Below are 18,323 nucleotides of genomic sequence, written 5' to 3' on the forward strand. Positions count from 1 at the left end.
GTTAAATCCAAAATGGGTAGGTTTGCAGGGTTGTTGTAAAAATAAAACTACCATTACCAAGCTCTTCACCATCTAATTGACCTGGTTGGATATCATGCACGTGTATTTGTGCACCTTTTTGTAGTGTAAAATGGTGTACTTTTTGGTCTTTTAAATGACGACCATCCTTTTTCAAGCCTATAAATAATGTTAAAAAGTGAATAAAAGACATTTTTTCAACAACAATCATGTCTAACTGTTCTTCAAACAGATCAGCTTGTGGCAGAATAGCCAAACCACCACCAAAATAAGGTTGGTTGACAATGGTTGCTAAAAATACTTGATGTAGATGATAATATTCCTCACCATTTGTAATTGTTACCGGAAAGCTATTTTGATTAAAGAAAGTAGAAAAGGCAGTAAAAGCATAACTCATTGCGCCAAAATGCAATTTGTTAAAGTATGTTTTCCATTTTGAGTGATTAGTTTGAGTAACGACTGCGGCATCAAAGCCCATACCCATGTTATTAATAAAATATTGTGTTGTTTGGTGCGGCGCTTCACCGATGATTTTGCCAACATTAATCATTTTGGGCTTAACAATTTGTTGTAAACGGTTAATGACTTCATCTGATGAACCAATATGACAAGCACGAGCGAAATCATTGCCTGTACCGGTAGGAATATAAGCAATAGGCAAGTATTGGTGTCGTTGTATTTGTAATAGACCATTAAGTGTTTCGTTAAGGGTACCATCGCCACCGATAACCAGCACCACAGCTTCCGCATCAACCAATGTTTTAGCCAAATTCTTGGCTAAATAAATAGCATGATCCGGATACTCTGTATCAAACCATTCGATGACATTAGGCATATTGCGTATATTGTTAGTTACCGCTGTATGTTCACCGTTGCCAGCATGCGGATTATGAATCACATAAAAATTAGGCATTGTCCTTGTCTTTCAATAAAACTAGTTTTATTGTAACAAAAAAAGCCCATTAGGGCTATGCCAGTTAACCTAAGAAATGACGAAGTTGTGCCATACGATTAATTAATGCTGTGACAGCAATTGGGGCACCATCTTTGATTTGAACGACTTGTAGCGCTATTTCTGCGTGTTGTTGTTCTTCTCTGGTTTGTGGGCCAACTTCAAGGTTAAAAATAGCTTTTAGAATCATAATATCACGTTCAACCTCAGCCCAAGCAGGACTTTGAGTTTTAAGCACTTCAAGTGCATCGAGATTGACATAATGTGATAGTTCTTGGAAATCTTTTTTCATGCTAGGATAATTACGTACAAGTGCGGATAGATGATCGGCGTTTAAGTTTTCTAATGCACGACCGAAACCAATAAATTCTGGTGGGACACCGATGGAATAAAAGGCGCCAGTAAAGTTAATCGCACGAGGTAATTCGATACCGTCAACTGACCGAGAATAGCCTAGAACACCCACGTGTTGGCGACGGTCACGACGCTTAGGAAAGGCCTTAAAGATTGGTTGCATATCAGGCACCAGCTGATCTAACGTATGAGCGTAGAAGGCCGCGGATTCTTCAGCAACCTCGGCCAAAATCGTTTGATCTTCGGCTGAGATCTGCAATGGTTCTACGACCGGTAATTTTGCTTTCAATTCACTGATGGCACTTTGAACGTCCTCGATGGGAAAATCATAGCGAAAAGCCGATTGGACAGTCGCTGTTCTCACACCTGGGAATTCTTTAATGTAGCGGTCAATACGCTTTGGTGACAAGCCACCACGGAAAATAGCAGATCCTGTACCAGAAATTGGATAAATTTCTATATTTTCTTCGCGCGCAAATTCATGCAGACGTGCAATGGCCAATTTGTTTCCTGTGATTGAACTCATGAAACCAGCCGTTAATGCTGAATCAGAACCAGCTAGGAAGACACGAAGATACTTAGGACGGAAACCAAAGTGCTTCTCATGGAGCTGAAGGTATTCTTTTAGAATTTCAGGTGCATGCAGTTGTGTATCGAAATCTTCAAATAATGGAATCATTTCGATGTATGGTGTATTTTTATCTGATCTTGTAAATTCAACTGATTTAAAGTTAGCCAGCTTTTCAAAAAGCACTTGCATTTCTATTAATTGATCCGCACGTTGCGCCATTGGTAAAATTGTTTCAAATAATGGTCGTTGTGCAAAGCCTAAGTCATGTGCAAAATCCTCTGAACTGAGAATTGCGGTCATGGCCTGCATTAAATTATAGCCTTTTTCTTCCCAGATGTTAGGAAATCGGAAAGTGAGAAATTTATCTCTACCAATTTGATTTGTTTTAAAGTAATCGTATTCGGTGCTAAACAAACGGTCAATGACAGCCGCATCAGCGTGCTTGCCTTCCCAATCCCACATGTATTCATCAACGTTTAGCTCACTGAAATTTTCAAAAGCTTCATTCATTTCACGGTAAGCGCTGATAAAAGGTTGTTGAGAAGAATCCCAGAATGGTGCATTAGCGTTATCTGGATGTTGTGTACCCATAATTGTTGGGATTTTTCTTTCTGTCATTGGGGGCTCCTTTAATTGATACTTATATCATTCTAGCATACTATGACTTGATTAAAAATAAGAATGTCCAGATTTATTAGAAAACATGATTGTTTTTATTCAAAATGTTCGGAATATACAGTGGATTTGTTTATATTAAAAAAGCACCCAATAGATGGGTGCTTGGTTTAAATCATAATTAACATTGGCAGAATCATTGGCTTGCGTGCAGTTTCTTTATAAAGGAATCTAGATAAGTCATCAATGACAGCTTGTCGAATATCTGCTTCACTGGCATTTGAATTATTCATGATACGACGCATTGTACCAAAAATAATGCGGCGACCTTCATTAATGAGTTCGCCCGATTCACGCATATAAACAAAGCCACGTGACAAAATATCCGGTCCAGATAGAATTTCTTTCTTTTTTAAATCAATTGTCGCTGTGACCACCACTAAGCCGTCTTGGGATAACTTTTGACGATCATGTAGTACAACAGAACCGATATCACCAATACCTGAGCCGTCAATATAAGTATCGTCACCAGGAAAATGACCTGCAACACGAGCGTTTTCGCCATCCAAAGCCAAGACATCACCATTTTCTAGGATGAAAGTATGGTCTTTTGGAATATCTAACTCATGTGCCAAAGAAGCATGGACTTTTAGCATACGGTATTCACCGTGAACTGGCATAAAGTACTTTGGCTTCATTAATGCTAACATCAATTTCTGTTCTTCTTGACCGCCATGACCAGAAGTATGAATGTTATTGACTTTACCATATATAACATTGGCACCGCCTTCTTCAAGCTTATTGATGACAGCATTGACCGAAGCGGTATTTCCTGGTATTGGGGAAGATGAGAAAATAACATTATCTTTTGGCTTCAAACGAATTTGCTTGTGTGTACCTTCAGCAATACGTGCTAGAGCGGCCATTGGTTCGCCCTGTGATCCAGTAGATAGTATTAATAATTCATCATCAGGTATATGTTTGATTTCTGATTGTTCAACCAACATGTTATCAGGGATGTTCAAGTAACCAAGGGCACGACCGTTTGTGACGGCAGATTCCATTGAACGGCCGAAAACAGCTATTTTACGCCCATGAGCAATTGCTGCATCAGTTGCCATGCGAACACGGTTCATATTAGAAGCAAAAGTTGCAAATATAATGCGACCATGTTCCAACTTGTCAAATATGCGATTAACAGATTTTGCAACCCAAGCTTCAGATTTCGTCCACTCTGGTCGCTCTGCGTTGGTCGAGTCACTCATCATTAGTAACACGCCTTTTTCACCAAGACGCGCCATTGACCAAAGGTTAGGTGGCTGCTTTGTTGTTGGCGTCAGGTCAAATTTGAAATCACCAGTTTCGACGATAGTGCCAACAGGGGTGTGTACAGCAACACCAAACACATCAGGAATGGAATGGGTTGTTCGGAAAAATTCAACATTCAGTTGATCAAATTCTAGAACAGTGCCATCCGTAATTTCGTGTAGTTCAACACGGTTTAACATTTGCTTTTCTTCAAGTTTGTTCTTGATTAAAGCCATGGCTAATGGGCCGGCATAAACTGGCACATTAACAGCTTGCAAAAAGTAGGCGATAGCACCAATATGGTCTTCGTGTCCGTGAGTAATGACAAGTGCTTTGACGCGATCGATATTGTCGACTAAATAAGTATAGTCGGGAATAACATAGTCAATACCAAGTAATTCGTCTTCGGGGAACTTAATACCCGCGTCAACGACGATAATTTCATCTTGATATTCAATACCATAAGTATTCTTACCAATCTCGCCTAAACCACCTAGCGCATAAACTGCGACTTCGTTAGGTTTGATATCTACAGAATATGTCATAGGTTAGAATGTTGTCATCTTGAAGTTAGGGTTGGCCTTCTCATAAGTGACGGCCTTATCTGACAACTCTTCAATAAATTCAACGTTATAGTCAGTGTTTTCTTCAATTATTTCACGTGCTTGTGGTAAACTTTCAGCTGTTAGGTAAAGTGAAAGTGTCGTTTCCCGTTTGGGATTGCGCTCAGGGTGTTCTTGGTAATAAACTTTGTAAATCATAATGCCTCCAAATAGTGTTTTAATTTTAATTTGTCACGAACGAAAACCTATATTATAGTGTACCACATAGCATTTGAAAACGGGAAACTTGTCGACATATTCCTTGCTTATTGGTCCTAATATTGATAAATTGATATAAAGGAATAATTCAATGACAGTGCAAGCAATTACAGTATTCATGGGGTCACAACTCGGTAATCAATCGAGCTATATCACGATGGCAAAACAATTAGGTCAAACGATTGCTCAACGGCGTCTCAAAATGATTTACGGTGGTGGTCGAGATGGTCTAATGGGGATTGCTGCAAGGTCTGCCATGGCTGAAGGTGGCGAAGTTGTAGGTATCTCACCGAATAACTTGGCTGAGGAAGCGATAGCTATTGATAGTGTGACGAAACTCATTGAAGTTGCAGATATGGACGAGCGTAAGCGTCTATTAATGGCCTATGCCGATGCCTTTATTGCGCTACCAGGCGGATTTGGTACATTAGAAGAGATTGCACAAGTGATTAGTTGGGAAAAAATTGGGCTACACCATAAGCCACTGGTATTACTGAATACAAATGGTTTTTATGATAGTTTGTGGCATTGGCTGATGACGAGTGTGTCCAGTGGTTTTGTGACGCAAAATGATTTAGATAAAATCTACCTTGCGGATACTGTCGAGTCAGCCTTAACTTATCTTATTAATGAATCTGACAGATAATAGCACGGAGGAAATATGGCACAATCTGATATGATGGCCGAATTTATTGGCGTCTATATGTCATCGCTTAAAAATTTAGAAAAATTGATTTCACAGCCAACGAGTGCCTATGGCATTTCTTTTGAACAGTGGTTAATTATGTCGGCCGTGGCACACAGTCGCACACCATTGACTTTGACAGAAATTGCTGCCGAACGTGGTGTTACCAAGGGCGCGGTCGCGCGTCAACTAAAGCCACTCTTTGAAAAAGAATATTTACAGCAAGTAACAGACGACAAAGACCGTCGGCGAGTGTTGTTACATCTTACTGAGACAGGCGTAGTGGTTGAGACAACCATTACCGAAAAAGTTAGCAGTCGTTTCAATAAATGGCTCGGCATTTATGGTTTAGAAGAAGGTAAAAGTTTGTTGGCGCATTTACACCGATTAGAAGACCTAATTGTTAAACCGGAATTAGCGCATAAAAATATTGAGAAATAAGGTTTTTTGTGGTACAATTTTATCTTGTTTGACTACTGCAGAGACAGTTAATTTCTGTTATAATAAACATATTATTTATAAAAGAGGATACTAATCATGGCTATTGGCATGAATGATTTGAAAAATGGATTGACAATTGAGTACTCTAACTCAATTTGGCGTGTTTTGGATTTCCAACACGTTAAGCCTGGTAAGGGTGGTGCTTTTGTTCGTTCAAAATTAAAGAACCTCCGTACTGGTGCTGTGAATGAAGTGACATTCCGTCCTGGTGATAAGTTTGAACAAGCTGACATCACAACGCGTCCAATGTCATATTTATTTGCTGAAAATGATGGCCGTGTGTTCATGGATGTCGAAACTTATGAACAAGTTAATTTGCCAGATGATAAGATTGCAGCTGCCTTGAAGTTTTTGCTTGAAGGTATGGAAGTTAAGGTTACGATGTACGGTAACGAAATCTTAGGTGCTGAATTGCCTTCAACCGTTTCTCTAAAAGTTGTTGAAACACAACCAGGTATTAAAGGTGCAACAGCGACAGGATCAGGTAAGCCAGCGACTGTTGAGACAGGCGCAACGATTACTGTACCGGACTTTATTAACGAAGGTGAAACAATCATTGTTAATACAGAAGACGGTTCATACAAGGGCCGCGCTTAATTAAAGTGTGAACTTATGCCATTTGAGAGAATGATTATCGTGGAACAGCTTAAACGCACCAGGATTTTTATGTTGATAATCGGCATGACAGGGAACACGTTTGAAAAAGTTCCCCAGCGGAACTTTTTATTTTAGGAAATATTTTCGAGGATTAAATCATGGCCAGAGAAATAAAACGAAGTAAACAGACAACAAAAAATATTGTGTTAGCGACTGAAAGTCCAGTTGAGGGCACAACGCAAGTCACACCTGAAGTTATTGAGATTATTGCACAGATCGCAACACAAGAAGTGCCAGGGGTCTACTCAATGCGTGGTAAATTATCAGATCACTTCACAGGCGCTTTTGGTTCTAATGGACGCGGTAAAGGGGTTGAATTAACACAATCTGAGGATGGCTTAATCATTGACGCCTATGTCTTTTTGCAATATGGCGTGGCTGTACCTAAGGTTGCATTGGCAATTCAAAATGCTATTCGTTCGCAAATTTCATCAATGACTGATTTACTGATTGTGCAGACAAACGTTCATGTCAGTGGCATTGTTCCCGAGAAATTATCAAGTAAGATTGATCCTGACAATTTGTTTGGTGACGTTGTCACATCAGAGGTGCCCGATTAATGGCTAATTTAACACGACACGAATCGCGACAAGCCGCTTTCCAGATTCTATTTGCGCTGGAAAAGGACCCACAAAATAATAATATTGATCGTTTATATGATATTGTTTTAGAGGGTAAAGATTTTGATGATTACCTACCACGTTTGGTTAATGGTATTTTGGGTAATAAAATAGATTTAGATGCACAAATTTCAGAACATTTAGCGGCTGGTTGGGCAATTGCACGTATTAATAAAGCTGATTTAGTTATTTTGAGATTGGCTATCTATGAATTGAGTCAACAACTTGTACCATATAAAGTAGCAATTGATGAGGCACTGATTTTAGCAAAGACGTTTGCTGATGAAGATGATCGTAAATTTGTTAATGGCGTTCTGAAAAATTTTGCACCTAAAGTAGAAGCAACAGACACTAAAGATTGATTGAAAAGGCGCCTAGCGGCTTTTTTTATTATGATATACTGATAACAAACTGATGCCAATCTTATCTCTGATAAGAAAAAGCGAGTAAAAACGGAGGATCAGGTATTTAAAACACGTGTGGCACAAACTTCGGTTGTGCCAAATGATAGTGCTAGATACATATAGAATATGGCAATTTATGATTTAACAAAAACACCAGCTGATAGTTACGATACGCATACACATCTCAATGATGACAAATTATATCACGACGTTCCAGCGTATATTGGTCGTGCTAATGAGTTTCGCGTCATGGAAATGAATATTGTTGGCTATGATGCCACGGGTAACGAGCGTGCATTAGAAATTGCACAAGCGCATGATAATATTTATGCTGTACTAGGTTTTCAACCCGAAGATACGGCTGATTTTGATGAAGCTGCAGCATTGTTATTGTCGCATCAACTTGAACAAGAAAAAGTAGTTGGCGTTGGAGAAACTGGTCTGGATTATTATTGGGATACACCATCACGCGAGATACAAAAAAAAGCTTTCCAGACACATCTCGCTTTAGCTAAAAAATATGACTTACCAGTGATTATTCATAATCGCGATGCCTTCAATGACGTTTACGATATAGTGAAGGCAAGTGGTGTCACTAAAGGTGTTATGCACAGCTTTTCTGGGACACCAGAGCAGGCTTTAGCATTTGTTGACTTAGGCATGCATATTTCCTTTAGTGGAGTGGTCACTTTTAAAAAGGCAGAAGAGGTTCGTGACGCGGCGCGAGCTGTCCCACTTGACCGTATTTTAGTCGAAACAGATGCCCCTTACTTAGCGCCAACGCCATTTCGTGGTAAAGACAATGAACCTGCACTTGTGAAATATGTTATCGATTCCTTAGCCGAAACTTTAGCTGTCACGCCTAAGGCGTTATCAGAAATAACACGAACAAACGCGCATCGTCTATTTTTAAACCATGAGTGATAAGCCGAAAATCAATGAATTTATTGTGGTTGAGGGTCGTTCTGATACGGAAAATTTGGCACGTGCTGTTTTAGCAGACACAATAGAAACTGGTGGCAGTGCTATTAATGCTGATGCCATAATCCGTGCACAAGTAGCCGCTAAAACAAGAGGCGTTATCATTTTAACCGATCCTGATTTTAATGGTCAGCGCATTCGGCGTCTTGTTGCTGAAGCTGTGCCAACTGCTAAACATGCTTATATAACACAAGCACAAGGTCGTGCAGCAAAGGACAATGTGCACAAATCACTCGGTGTCGAGCACGCAACACCTGACACATTGAGAATGGCATTGTCTCGTGTGATGACACCAAAAAAAACCGTTACAACTGATATTACGCAATATTTTTTACAGGAAAATGGTTTACTGAATGGGCCGAATGCACGTCAGTTGCGCCAAAAAATCGGCGAAACATTAAACATCGGTTACACTAACGGCAAACAACTATTAAAACGTGCCCAACAATTTGGTTTAACGCGAGATCAAATTTTGACAGCACTAAAAAAGGAAACATAGTATGGCAGATATAATTGATATTGCAAATCCAACACGAACACAGGCTATTTTAAATCAGTATGGGTTACATGCTAAAAAGAAGTTTGGACAGAATTTTTTAACTGATTTGAATGTACTGCACGGTATTGTTGATGTTGCGGGTATCACGTCAGAAGATTATGTTATTGAAATTGGCCCAGGCATTGGGGCTTTAACCGAACAACTGGCACGTTCAGCCAAAAAAGTTGTTGCGTTTGAAATTGATCCACATATGGTTGCTGTACTAGCCGAAACATTATTACCTTATGATAATGTGAAAGTCATTGAAAACGATATTTTAAAAGTTAACTTGGCTCATGTGATTGCAACTGAATTTGGTGAAGGGGCACACGTCAAGATTGTGGCCAACTTACCTTATTACATTACAACCCCCATCCTCATGCAATTATTACGAGCCAAAATTTCATGGGACAATATTGTGGTTATGATGCAACGTGAAGTTGCTGATCGTTTAAACGCTGAGATAGGAACGAAAGCCTACGGTGTACTCACGTTAACGATTCAATATTATGCTCAAGCGCAATTGGCAATTAAAGTGCCGGCAAGTGCTTTTAATCCGTCGCCAAATGTTGATTCAGCAGTGGTGATGTTGACGCCGATTGTTCCAGAAACTGTTGTTGATAATCCAGATAAATTATTTTCCGTTGTTAAAGGTAGTTTTGCCCATCGGCGTAAGAGTTTATGGAACAATATGTTGCAAATGTTTGGTAAACAAGAAGACGTTAAGCAACGGATACAAGACGCTTTGGACTCAGTAAACATTGCCTCATCTATTCGTGCCGAGCGTTTATCTTTGAATCAGTTGACAGCGCTTTATGAAGCCCTTAAGTTGCAAGGATTGATTAAATAACCGTATATTATTGCATTTTCTGTTGCCATTATACACTCATCATTTGTGAAAAAAACCTAATTATGGTATAATAGATTAAGTTTTCACGAAAGGTGGTATAAAAATGCCAAGTAGTTTGCAAGACATCAAGATTAAGTTAGATGCACATGTCGGTGAGGCTGTCACCGTAGTTGCACAAGCTGGTCGCAAAAAAATAACCGAACGTAGTGGTGTATTACGTTCGACATTCCCCTCGCTGTTTGTGGTTGAGTTAGACGATGCAAACTTTGAGCGGGCATCATACAGTTATACTGATATATTAACGAATAACATTGATATTACCTTTACCGATTAATTTTTATTTCGCCCGTTAGGGCTTTTTTTGTAGGTGAGAGATAACAGCAACCATGAACAGACAAGCAATATACGCTATTTTGACAATTTTATTAATTCCGTTAGGTTTACTGTGGGTATTTGTTTATATGACAACAGACACACCAGCCCCAAAACATGTACCAGTAAAAATTGTTACTGATAATGTTGCTTATCAACAAATTGCGGCATCTGTTGCTGGTAAGAGTGGGCAAGTGACTTTGGTGTCTGCTAATTTACCTACCAAAAATCAGCGTCAGGCCTTTAAATCGGCAGAAATTATCTTAACAGATAGCCATCAAGATCAATTACTAACGCAACGCAATAAACAGCAGTTACATTCAAAAATTCTAGTTGCTAGTGATGTTGTCAATGATCAAGGCGCAGGGAACTATTGGTTGAGTCCGGAAATCATGTTGCGAACGATTAATAGGTTATCAGATTTACTGAGTGACTTCGATCCGCAAAATCGTGACGTCTATATGCATAATAGTCAAAAGCTGTTAGATAACCATCAGGCCTTATCGAATGGTATCAATAACTTGAAATCAAAAAATAACGTTCAGTATATTGCGACCAACAATGCGCAACAAATTTTTATGTTGCAATTGAATTACCGACGTGTTTTACCAGATGTTGAAACGGCAGACGATAAAGCATTTGACCAAATAAGCCAGGATTTTAAAGCCAAAAAAATAAAATTTATATTAACGGCACCCCAGGATCAGAGTCAAAATGATCAGCGCTTGGTGAAGCTGGCAAAAGATGCTAAAATACCAGTAATTACTTTTAATCAAGTTTTGCCTCATGACGAAAATATTTTGGCTTGGCAATTCAATTTTGTAACACAAATAAACAATGCAATTCAGACAATAGAAAGTGGTAAATGATGGCAATTATCCAGACACGTGATTTTGGTATCCGTTATGGTGAAAAAGCTGTCTTGTCACACGTGAACGTTGACGTGCCGGCAGGACGCTTTTTTGCCTTATTGGGAGAAAATGGGGCAGGTAAAACGACCTTTATTAAAGCTCTCATTGGTCATAATCAGCAGACCAATGGCTTATTAACCCTTAATGCGAAACGTATTGGTTTCGTACCACAGTTTCGTGATATTACGAGAGATTACCCATTGAGTATAGCAGAATTTGTGGGATTAAATTATAATAAAGGCTGGCGATTATGGTTTTCTCCCGTCGAGAAACAGCAGATTGCGGCTGCTTTACAACGTATGGATTTATCTGATATTGCGTCAAAGCGTTTAGGTTTGGCATCTGGTGGTCAGCAGCAACGTGCCTTTGTGGCACAGGCTTTAGTACAGCAACCCGACCTACTTATTCTTGATGAGTCGACAGCTAGTTTGGATCATGAACATAAAGTGGCGTTATTACAAAATATTAAACAGCTACAAAAGGCACAGGATCTTACCGTTTTATTTATTACGCATGAGTTAAAGTTAGTATCACAATATGCTGATGGTTATTTATTATTTGACAATGGTCATGTAACGCAAGGTGAAGCAAAAGACCTAGGGGCACTAACGACTAAAATGACAGCACCCTATGATGAGGATGAGGTAAGGCATGTTTAATTATGATTTTATGCAAAATGCATTCATGGCAGGGACTGTTGTTAGCATTGTCGCTGGTATTGTTGGGACATTTGTGGTGGCACGGAACTATGCTTTCTTAACGCATACATTAAGTGAGATTGGTTTTGCTGGTGCAGCATTTGCCCTGTTTGCTGGTTGGCCAGCATTGTTGGGGATGATGCTAGCAACTAGTGGTGCTTCAGTGGCTATTGGTGCGCTCGAATCTGGTTATACCAAGCGCGATAATGTGACTAGTGCAGTCTCAGCTTTAGCCATTGGTTTAGGTATTTTATTTTTAGCTCTTGGACATACAAGTACCACAGCTGCAACTGGTATTTTATTTGGTTCAGTATTAGGCATTAGCCGTCAAGATTTGTTGCTGTTACTAGCTTTGGCGCTACTCGTCATTATTGTTTTGTTTTTTAACTATCGTGCATTGAGGCAACTCTCATTTGATGAAGCTGGTATGTTTTTGCAACATGGGACACAAAAAATGGTTCGTTATATTTTCCTGATTATTATTGCCTTGTCAGTTAGTATTTCGTCGCAATTAGTTGGGTCATTATTAATTTTTGTTCTGGTAACTTTACCAGCTGCTAGTGCAAAATATTACGTCACTACAACGCCACAATTGATGGGTGTAGCCATTGTCTTTGCGCTATTTGGCACCTGGGTGGGACTAACTTTGGCCTATCTGACGAACTTGCCAACGAGCTTTTTCATTGCTGTAATTGAAGTGTTGATTTATTTAGTTTCTGTCTGGCAATTTCAAAAAAACGCTTAAATACCGAACATTGACGGTATTTAAGTGCTATAATTAAACTCAAATACTAATACTCAAAAAGGAGAAAACGTGCTAATTAACTTTTAGCACGTTAACATATTATGAAAACACGTCGTTCCGATCGTCTTGTCGACATGGCGCGCTACATGCTTGAGCGCCCACGCACATTAATTTCATTGTCTTATTTTGCGAAGCGATACGATTCAGCTAAGTCTTCTATTTCTGAAGATTTATCTATCCTAAAACGCACATTTCAGGAGCGCGGGACAGGATTAATTGAGACAGTACCTGGCGCTGCTGGCGGTGCGCGTTTTGTACCTTTTATGGCTGAAGATGAGGCGAGAGACTTCATTGAACAAATACGCCGAGATGTTAATGACGAGACGCGTGTACTACCTGGTGGGTACGTGTATCTTTCAGATTTATTAGGCCGACCTGATATTTTAAGACAAGCTGGGCGACTGATTGCAACCCAGTATTTAAGAGATAACATTGATGCTGTTATGACTGCAGCCACGAAAGGTGTACCTTTGGCACAAGCAGTTGCTGAACAGTTGAATGTACCTTTTGTGATTGTTCGTGATGATGCTAAAGTGACTGAGGGACCAACGGTTTCAGTTAATTATCTAACAGGATCATCAAAGCGTGTTGAAAAAATGGAGTTATCACGTCGTTCTTTGCGAACAGGCTCTCGTGTATTAGTGGTGGATGATTTCATGAAAGCTGGTGGTACCATTCAAGGCATGCAGACGCTTGTGAGTGAGTTTGATGGTACCGTGGTTGGTACCGCTGTTTTTGCTGAAGGACGTTCGGCAACTCGATTGTTAGATCGATTCACATCGTTGCTTCATGTTGATACGAATTTGAAAAATGGTGATCCCATTTTGGTGACCGCTGGTAACTATTTGCAAGAAATTTATAAGCACGAGGCCTAATTTTAATGAGTGATGAAGTAAACGTTTTAGTATTAGCTGCTGGTCATGGTTCACGCATGAAATCTCGTGTACCAAAAGTATTACATCATGTTGCGGGACAAACAATGATTGATTGGGTTCTAGATGCTGTTGCGCCTTTAACACCTAATCGACCAATTACTGTCATTGGTGTGGGGGCTGAAAGTGTTCAAACTCATGTTGGAGAACGTAGTGACTTTGTTTTACAGGCACAGCAATTGGGTACAGGACATGCAGTACAACAAGCACAAGATAAATTATCAGCGAGTCACGGTGTAACCTTGATTATGTCTGGAGATACACCAATGTTTCGAGCAGAAACATTATCAGAGTTTATTGCGGCACACCGTCAGTCAAACAATGCTGTCACTGTATTAACTGCTGTGACGCAAGAGCCAACTGGTTATGGCCGTATCGTTAGAGCAGACGACGATACAGTATTAAAAATTGTTGAACAAAAAGATGCCAGTGTGACGGAACGTCGAATTCAAGAGATTAACACAGGTGTGTACGTATTTGACAATCAACTCTTGTTTGAAGCTTTGGCGCAGGTTAAAAATAATAACGCACAAGGCGAATATTATTTGCCAGATACATTAGACATCCTAAGACAAGCCGGACACCAAATTGGTGCGCACGTGTTGCATGATTTCACAGAGTCATTGGGTGTGAATGATCGTGTCGCTTTATCCGTTGCCAATCGTGTGATGCACGCTCGTATTAACCAACAATTAATGATTTCTGGCGTTGAGTTGCTAGATCCTGATCATACATATGTTGACGCAGGTGTTATTATTGGTCAAGATACGGTGATCGAGGGTGGCGTGACAATTCTTGGTCAGACGACAATTGGCCAGGATAATTTATTGACATATGGTACACGTATTGTTGATAGCGTTATTGGTAACCATAACACTATCACAGATTCACACATTGAGTCAGCAACGATTGCTGATCATGTTACCATTGGTCCGTTTGCCCATCTAAGACCAGAAGCAGATTTAGCTAATGGCGTGCATATTGGTAATTTTGTCGAAGTGAAACAAGCCAGCTTAGCTGCTAATACGAAAGCGGGTCATTTAAGCTATATTGGCAATGCAACCGTTGGACAATCAGTTAATATAGGTGCCGGCACAATATTTGTCAACTATGATGGTGTGCATAAATTTAATACCAACGTAGGCGATCATGCATTTATTGGGTCAAACACTAAGCTTGTGGCACCAGTGACAATTGCTAACGAAACAATTACGGCAGCAGGATCAACCATTACAGAAGACATTCCGGAACATGCGATGGGTATTGCGCGTTCACGACAAGTGAATAAACAAGACTTTTGGAAACGCATGCCACATAAGTAATTTTTAAAAAGCCGTCGGTCAAGCTACGTCGCGGCTTTTTTATTATGCAACCGTTAACGTCAGTATTTGTGGTAATATAAAAATACGATATAAGTGAGGATAAAGCATTGAATATTACAGGTCAAAAGGCACTTGAAAATATTGTAGAAAATCATTTTTATGTGGATACATTAACAGTTGGCGATGAGCAGAATATTGACTTGGATGGCTTATTTGAGCGATTAGATAAGCACATCACTGATATAACATTTATGCATCTGGATATTTTAGTAGCTGGCGGTGTTAGCGAAGGCGGGACAACGTTGACATTAGAGACAAATATTATTAATCTACCTCTGCGTTACACTAGTCAGCTCAAGAAGCTAGTTTGGCCTGAAAAAACAGATAATGATGTCAATCTCTACATGATAATTGAAAATGAATTTGTCAGTCAATCACATCTTGTGATTGCATTAGCTAGTTCAGTTGCGGCTTATTTGGATGATTCTGATAGCGTTAAATATAAAATATCACAATGGTTTACTAACGAATTATCCGTAATACAGGAGCACCAATCAGGACAAAAAAATGACGAGAAATGAGCTATAGGATAGCCTGTCTCGTCATTTTTCTTGTTGTATTTTTGCCGTTAGATGGGATATTTGATTGTTGGTAAGATATGAAAATGCGAGAACGTGTGGGGAGGACGTCTGTTTAACACCATCTAAGCTACCAAGATCATAAACAGCAATAATGTATTCAGCCATTGCTTGTTTCGAATCAGCATGAAAATCAGGTATGACAATATCATCAAGATGGTTTTTTGGGGGATTGGCAATACGATTGATGGCATGCGTTTCAATATTTGTTATTTTTATCATAGGCTTATTATAAAGGCAAAGTCTTGTTTTGCCAATCTTTGTAGTATACTAAAATTATGTTTAAAAGAGGCTTTAATTTTAATACAACACGCATATCTTTTGTTGGCCGTGGCTTACTAATAGGGGTATTATCTGGTGTTGTAATTAGTGTTTTTCGCTATGCCATTGAAAAATTATTATTGTTTTGGATTGAAATATATCAGTATGTTGCGTTACCAAAGCATGGTTGGTTGGTTATTATTATTGTGTTGGTTAATATATGTATTGGTTTGTTGATTGCAAAAATGGTGCAGCAGGAGCCAAATATTTCTGGCTCTGGTATCCCTCAGGTTGAAGGCCAACTCATGGATGAGCTTAACACAAAATGGTGGGCGATACTCTGGCGTAAGTTTGTGACGGGCATTTTAGGTATTGGTAGCGGACTCATGCTTGGTCGAGAGGGGCCTTCCATTCAACTTGGTGCTGCGGTGGGACAAGGCGTTGGTCATACGCTACATTTGGATAAAAACGACAAAAAAATTGCGATAGCTAGTGGTGCTGCTGCTGGCCTATCAGCTGCTTTTAACGCGCCAATTGCTGGTGTGATGTTTGTATTAGAAGAAATCTACCACAGCTTCTCACCACTAGTATGGTTGTCTGCACTGAGTGGCGCCATTGCGGCTAACGGCGTATCGAGTAGTTTATTTGGTTTAAAACCAGTTTTATCAGTGACGCAAGTACCTGTATTACCACTATCTAGTTATGGGTTACTGGTTATACTTGGCTTGATTTTAGGTTGTTTTGGTTATTTTTATCAACGCATCTTGTTAAAAACAAATATTTGGTACCAGAAAATTTTCCCAGTACCGCATGCGTACTTTGGTATTGTGCCTCTGCTGATGATTATACCAGTTGGCTTACTTTGGCCTAAGGGTTTGGGTGGTGGTAACGGCATTATTTTGTCATTAGGTCATGTTATACCATCGCTGCAAATTCTTTGTGTCATGATTGTTGTGCGCTTTATTTTTTCTATGGTGAGTTACGGTTCGGGATTACCTGGCGGTATCTTCCTGCCAATTCTAACGCTTGGTGCATTAATTAGTGCTGCGACTGGGCAGTTGTTTGTTTTATTGGGTTGGCTAGAGAGTCAATATGTTATTGATTTTATGGTTGTTGGTATGGCAGGTTATTTTGCCGGTATTGGTAAAGCGCCATTTACAGCTATATTATTAATTGTTGAGATGGTGGGTAGTCTAACACATTTGATGCCACTAGCCATTGTTAGCTTACTCTCTTATTTGACGGTAGACTTATTAGGTGGCGAACCAATTTATACGAGTTTATTAAAACGATTAATTGGGCCAGGGTCGTTTATTAAAAGCCAGGAAACAATCACTATTGATATACCAGTATTGGTGGGGAGTGTGTTAGCTGATCAATCGGTACGTGATGTGCCGTGGCCTAAAAATAGTTTGTTAGTTTTGGTCTTACGTGAAAATAGTAGCATTATACCTCATGGTGATTTAATTTTAAGGCCGGGGGATCAATTACGTATTCAAATCGAAAAGAAACAATCACAGGCAGTACGAACGCAATTTTTGACATTACATTAGTGCCATGGTAAAATTAAATTATGCGATGAGTCGAAGCGCTTGAAAAATTAGCGCCGATTGCGGCCTGCTACGTTAAATCGTAAATCTCGTATAGATGCAGGTGTTAATAGTGGTTGTGGAACCCTATTTTCTCACCATGACTAACAGTGCTTGCACTGTGGCGACGCGACTTTGCTGTTGGTGTGACAACCAATAGTCGCCCGTAAGAGCGAATCTTACATGCCAAACTAACATCTGACAATTGTCAGGTGTTTTTTAGTTTTTCAAGATGATTGTGCGTATAATCTATTGGAGGTTTCAACCAATGATAGATCAAATACTGGCAATAAAAGAGAAAATACTAGCTTATCGATTCATAAAATGGGTTATAAGTGGCATAATGCTAATCCTAGTTCTGGGAATCTATGCGATTTATATGTTGTCACATCAACAGGAACTTACAAGCGTGAAGACGGATCCATCAAAGGAAGCCAGAAAAGCAACGATGACAAATGCTTCAACTGAGATAAAGAGTCAATCATCTGATGCGGTAATCATGGTTGATGTTAAAGGTGCGGTCAAAAGACCAGGTGTTTATAACGTTGTCGATAATCCACGTGCACAGAAAGCAATCGCTCAGGCAGGGGGAATAACATCAGAAGCGGATATTACAACAGTTAATTTAGCTCAGAAAATGTCTGATGGTACGGTGATTTATGTGCCCAACAAAAATGAACCACAACCTAATAACGAGAGAACGGTGATTGCTAAAAAGAGTGATAGTGCAAAAATTAATCTTAATACGGCGACTGCCAATGAACTTCAAATGTTGGAGGGCATTGGAGCAAAAAAAGCAGAGCAAATTATTGCGTATCGAGAAACACATGGACATTTTAAGGATGTAACAGAATTAAAGGGTATACCCGGAATAGGGGACAAACGTATTGAATCTTTAAAAGATAAGTTATTGGTTTAAA

22 protein-coding genes are annotated in these 18,323 nt (G+C 39.5%); 17 read left to right on the top strand and 5 right to left on the bottom strand.

The features are described from left to right. Nucleotide 1: 1 nt before the first annotated feature. From FAZ25_RS04965 to FAZ25_RS04980, 4 genes are all read right to left on the bottom strand, one after another. Nucleotides 2-931: a diacylglycerol kinase family protein gene (locus FAZ25_RS04965; protein ID WP_004904814.1), complete on the bottom strand. Its 930-nt coding sequence runs from the start codon at nucleotides 929-931 to the stop codon at nucleotides 2-4. 64 nt (nucleotides 932-995) lie between these two features. Next, nucleotides 996-2,513, bottom strand: a complete 1,518-nt coding sequence (gene ppcA, locus FAZ25_RS04970) for a phosphoenolpyruvate carboxylase (protein WP_004904811.1) — start codon at nucleotides 2,511-2,513, stop codon at nucleotides 996-998. A gap of 167 nt (nucleotides 2,514-2,680) precedes the next feature. Beyond that, the gene (gene rnjA / locus FAZ25_RS04975) at nucleotides 2,681-4,363 is read right to left on the bottom strand and encodes a ribonuclease J1 (RefSeq protein ID WP_004902588.1); all 1,683 of its coding nucleotides are present in this window, start codon (nucleotides 4,361-4,363) and stop codon (nucleotides 2,681-2,683) included. Between the two features lie 3 nt (nucleotides 4,364-4,366). Then, the gene (locus tag FAZ25_RS04980; protein WP_004902587.1) at nucleotides 4,367-4,579 is read right to left on the bottom strand and encodes a DNA-directed RNA polymerase subunit epsilon; all 213 of its coding nucleotides are present in this window, start codon (nucleotides 4,577-4,579) and stop codon (nucleotides 4,367-4,369) included. Nucleotides 4,580-4,730: 151 nt separating this feature from the next. On the opposite strand from FAZ25_RS04980, the gene FAZ25_RS04985 reads away from it, so the two are divergent. The 15 genes from FAZ25_RS04985 to FAZ25_RS05055 all read left to right on the top strand — a co-directional run bounded on the left by FAZ25_RS04985 (nucleotide 4,731) and on the right by FAZ25_RS05055 (nucleotide 15,496). Further along, the gene (locus tag FAZ25_RS04985; protein WP_004902585.1) at nucleotides 4,731-5,285 is read left to right on the top strand and encodes a TIGR00730 family Rossman fold protein; all 555 of its coding nucleotides are present in this window, start codon (nucleotides 4,731-4,733) and stop codon (nucleotides 5,283-5,285) included. 15 nt (nucleotides 5,286-5,300) lie between these two features. Further along, entirely contained in the window at nucleotides 5,301-5,765 is a 465-nt protein-coding gene (locus tag FAZ25_RS04990; RefSeq protein WP_004904807.1) for a MarR family winged helix-turn-helix transcriptional regulator, read from the top strand. A gap of 96 nt (nucleotides 5,766-5,861) precedes the next feature. Continuing rightward, nucleotides 5,862-6,422 (top strand): elongation factor P, encoded by a 561-nt coding sequence (gene efp, locus FAZ25_RS04995; RefSeq protein WP_004902581.1) that lies wholly within the window; start codon nucleotides 5,862-5,864, stop codon nucleotides 6,420-6,422. Nucleotides 6,423-6,580: 158 nt separating this feature from the next. Beyond that, nucleotides 6,581-7,042, top strand: coding sequence for an Asp23/Gls24 family envelope stress response protein (locus tag FAZ25_RS05000; RefSeq protein ID WP_004902580.1), 462 nt, complete (start codon nucleotides 6,581-6,583; stop codon nucleotides 7,040-7,042). Beyond that, nucleotides 7,042-7,464 (top strand): transcription antitermination factor NusB, encoded by a 423-nt coding sequence (gene nusB / locus FAZ25_RS05005; protein WP_004902577.1) that lies wholly within the window; start codon nucleotides 7,042-7,044, stop codon nucleotides 7,462-7,464. The genes FAZ25_RS05000 and nusB overlap by 1 nt, the downstream gene beginning before the upstream one ends. Before the next feature lie 168 nt (nucleotides 7,465-7,632). Continuing rightward, nucleotides 7,633-8,430 carry a TatD family hydrolase gene (locus FAZ25_RS05010; RefSeq protein WP_004902576.1) on the top strand — a complete coding sequence of 266 codons (798 nt, stop codon included), beginning with the start codon at nucleotides 7,633-7,635 and terminating at the stop codon, nucleotides 8,428-8,430. Next, nucleotides 8,423-8,986 carry a ribonuclease M5 gene (rnmV, locus tag FAZ25_RS05015; RefSeq protein WP_004904804.1) on the top strand — a complete coding sequence of 188 codons (564 nt, stop codon included), beginning with the start codon at nucleotides 8,423-8,425 and terminating at the stop codon, nucleotides 8,984-8,986. Before FAZ25_RS05010 ends, rnmV begins: the two co-directional genes overlap by 8 nt. Nucleotide 8,987: 1 nt before the next feature. After that, a complete protein-coding gene (rsmA, locus tag FAZ25_RS05020; RefSeq protein ID WP_004902573.1) occupies nucleotides 8,988-9,875 on the top strand; it encodes a 16S rRNA (adenine(1518)-N(6)/adenine(1519)-N(6))-dimethyltransferase RsmA in 888 nt (295 codons plus the stop codon). Between the two features lie 103 nt (nucleotides 9,876-9,978). After that, the gene (locus FAZ25_RS05025) at nucleotides 9,979-10,209 is read left to right on the top strand and encodes a Veg family protein (RefSeq protein ID WP_004902570.1); all 231 of its coding nucleotides are present in this window, start codon (nucleotides 9,979-9,981) and stop codon (nucleotides 10,207-10,209) included. Nucleotides 10,210-10,261: 52 nt separating this feature from the next. Then, a complete protein-coding gene (locus FAZ25_RS05030; protein ID WP_004906616.1) occupies nucleotides 10,262-11,116 on the top strand; it encodes a metal ABC transporter solute-binding protein, Zn/Mn family in 855 nt (284 codons plus the stop codon). Then, the gene (locus FAZ25_RS05035; RefSeq protein ID WP_004902567.1) at nucleotides 11,113-11,817 is read left to right on the top strand and encodes a metal ABC transporter ATP-binding protein; all 705 of its coding nucleotides are present in this window, start codon (nucleotides 11,113-11,115) and stop codon (nucleotides 11,815-11,817) included. Before FAZ25_RS05030 ends, FAZ25_RS05035 begins: the two co-directional genes overlap by 4 nt. After that, nucleotides 11,810-12,601, top strand: coding sequence for a metal ABC transporter permease (locus tag FAZ25_RS05040; RefSeq protein WP_004906612.1), 792 nt, complete (start codon nucleotides 11,810-11,812; stop codon nucleotides 12,599-12,601). Before FAZ25_RS05035 ends, FAZ25_RS05040 begins: the two co-directional genes overlap by 8 nt. Before the next feature lie 101 nt (nucleotides 12,602-12,702). Beyond that, nucleotides 12,703-13,536, top strand: a complete 834-nt coding sequence (purR, locus tag FAZ25_RS05045; RefSeq protein WP_004902563.1) for a pur operon repressor — start codon at nucleotides 12,703-12,705, stop codon at nucleotides 13,534-13,536. 5 nt (nucleotides 13,537-13,541) lie between these two features. Continuing rightward, on the top strand, nucleotides 13,542-14,915 hold the full coding sequence (gene glmU, locus FAZ25_RS05050; RefSeq protein WP_004906608.1) for a bifunctional UDP-N-acetylglucosamine diphosphorylase/glucosamine-1-phosphate N-acetyltransferase GlmU: 1,374 nt from the start codon (nucleotides 13,542-13,544) through the stop codon (nucleotides 14,913-14,915). 107 nt (nucleotides 14,916-15,022) lie between these two features. After that, a complete protein-coding gene (locus tag FAZ25_RS05055) occupies nucleotides 15,023-15,496 on the top strand; it encodes a hypothetical protein (RefSeq protein ID WP_004902559.1) in 474 nt (157 codons plus the stop codon). A gap of 21 nt (nucleotides 15,497-15,517) precedes the next feature. Here the strand turns inward: FAZ25_RS05055 and FAZ25_RS05060 are convergent, their stop codons facing one another. Beyond that, nucleotides 15,518-15,775, bottom strand: a complete 258-nt coding sequence (locus tag FAZ25_RS05060; RefSeq protein WP_004902556.1) for a hypothetical protein — start codon at nucleotides 15,773-15,775, stop codon at nucleotides 15,518-15,520. A 56-nt stretch (nucleotides 15,776-15,831) separates the two neighbouring features. Here FAZ25_RS05060 and FAZ25_RS05065 point away from each other — a divergent pair, with 56 nt between their 5' ends. Both FAZ25_RS05065 and FAZ25_RS05070 read left to right on the top strand, forming a co-directional pair. Further along, nucleotides 15,832-17,367: a ClC family H(+)/Cl(-) exchange transporter gene (locus FAZ25_RS05065; RefSeq protein WP_004906606.1), complete on the top strand. Its 1,536-nt coding sequence runs from the start codon at nucleotides 15,832-15,834 to the stop codon at nucleotides 17,365-17,367. Nucleotides 17,368-17,671: 304 nt separating this feature from the next. Further along, nucleotides 17,672-18,322, top strand: a complete 651-nt coding sequence (locus FAZ25_RS05070) for a helix-hairpin-helix domain-containing protein (RefSeq protein ID WP_004906601.1) — start codon at nucleotides 17,672-17,674, stop codon at nucleotides 18,320-18,322. Nucleotide 18,323: the final 1 nt, after the last annotated feature.

Origin of the sequence: Leuconostoc sp. LN180020, assembly GCF_014844115.1 — a bacterium.
In the GTDB taxonomy this organism is placed as follows: Bacteria; Bacillota; Bacilli; order Lactobacillales; family Lactobacillaceae; genus Leuconostoc; species Leuconostoc citreum.

Excerpts from the sequence above, each read along its gene's own strand:
- FAZ25_RS04965 (WP_004904814.1), bottom strand. The coding sequence starts at position 931 with ATGCCTAATTTTTATGTGATTCATAATCCGCATGCTGGCAACGGTGAA.
- ppcA (WP_004904811.1), bottom strand. The coding sequence starts at position 2,513 with ATGACAGAAAGAAAAATCCCAACAATTATGGGTACACAACATCCAGAT.
- rnjA (WP_004902588.1), bottom strand. The coding sequence starts at position 4,363 with ATGACATATTCTGTAGATATCAAACCTAACGAAGTCGCAGTTTATGCG.
- FAZ25_RS04980 (WP_004902587.1), bottom strand. The coding sequence starts at position 4,579 with ATGATTTACAAAGTTTATTACCAAGAACACCCTGAGCGCAATCCCAAA.
- FAZ25_RS04985 (WP_004902585.1), top strand. The coding sequence starts at position 4,731 with ATGACAGTGCAAGCAATTACAGTATTCATGGGGTCACAACTCGGTAAT.
- FAZ25_RS04990 (WP_004904807.1), top strand. The coding sequence starts at position 5,301 with ATGGCACAATCTGATATGATGGCCGAATTTATTGGCGTCTATATGTCA.
- efp (WP_004902581.1), top strand. The coding sequence starts at position 5,862 with ATGGCTATTGGCATGAATGATTTGAAAAATGGATTGACAATTGAGTAC.
- FAZ25_RS05000 (WP_004902580.1), top strand. The coding sequence starts at position 6,581 with ATGGCCAGAGAAATAAAACGAAGTAAACAGACAACAAAAAATATTGTG.
- nusB (WP_004902577.1), top strand. The coding sequence starts at position 7,042 with ATGGCTAATTTAACACGACACGAATCGCGACAAGCCGCTTTCCAGATT.
- FAZ25_RS05010 (WP_004902576.1), top strand. The coding sequence starts at position 7,633 with ATGGCAATTTATGATTTAACAAAAACACCAGCTGATAGTTACGATACG.
- rnmV (WP_004904804.1), top strand. The coding sequence starts at position 8,423 with ATGAGTGATAAGCCGAAAATCAATGAATTTATTGTGGTTGAGGGTCGT.
- rsmA (WP_004902573.1), top strand. The coding sequence starts at position 8,988 with ATGGCAGATATAATTGATATTGCAAATCCAACACGAACACAGGCTATT.
- FAZ25_RS05025 (WP_004902570.1), top strand. The coding sequence starts at position 9,979 with ATGCCAAGTAGTTTGCAAGACATCAAGATTAAGTTAGATGCACATGTC.
- FAZ25_RS05030 (WP_004906616.1), top strand. The coding sequence starts at position 10,262 with ATGAACAGACAAGCAATATACGCTATTTTGACAATTTTATTAATTCCG.
- FAZ25_RS05035 (WP_004902567.1), top strand. The coding sequence starts at position 11,113 with ATGATGGCAATTATCCAGACACGTGATTTTGGTATCCGTTATGGTGAA.
- FAZ25_RS05040 (WP_004906612.1), top strand. The coding sequence starts at position 11,810 with ATGTTTAATTATGATTTTATGCAAAATGCATTCATGGCAGGGACTGTT.
- purR (WP_004902563.1), top strand. The coding sequence starts at position 12,703 with ATGAAAACACGTCGTTCCGATCGTCTTGTCGACATGGCGCGCTACATG.
- glmU (WP_004906608.1), top strand. The coding sequence starts at position 13,542 with ATGAGTGATGAAGTAAACGTTTTAGTATTAGCTGCTGGTCATGGTTCA.
- FAZ25_RS05060 (WP_004902556.1), bottom strand. The coding sequence starts at position 15,775 with ATGATAAAAATAACAAATATTGAAACGCATGCCATCAATCGTATTGCC.
- FAZ25_RS05065 (WP_004906606.1), top strand. The coding sequence starts at position 15,832 with ATGTTTAAAAGAGGCTTTAATTTTAATACAACACGCATATCTTTTGTT.
- FAZ25_RS05070 (WP_004906601.1), top strand. The coding sequence starts at position 17,672 with ATGATAGATCAAATACTGGCAATAAAAGAGAAAATACTAGCTTATCGA.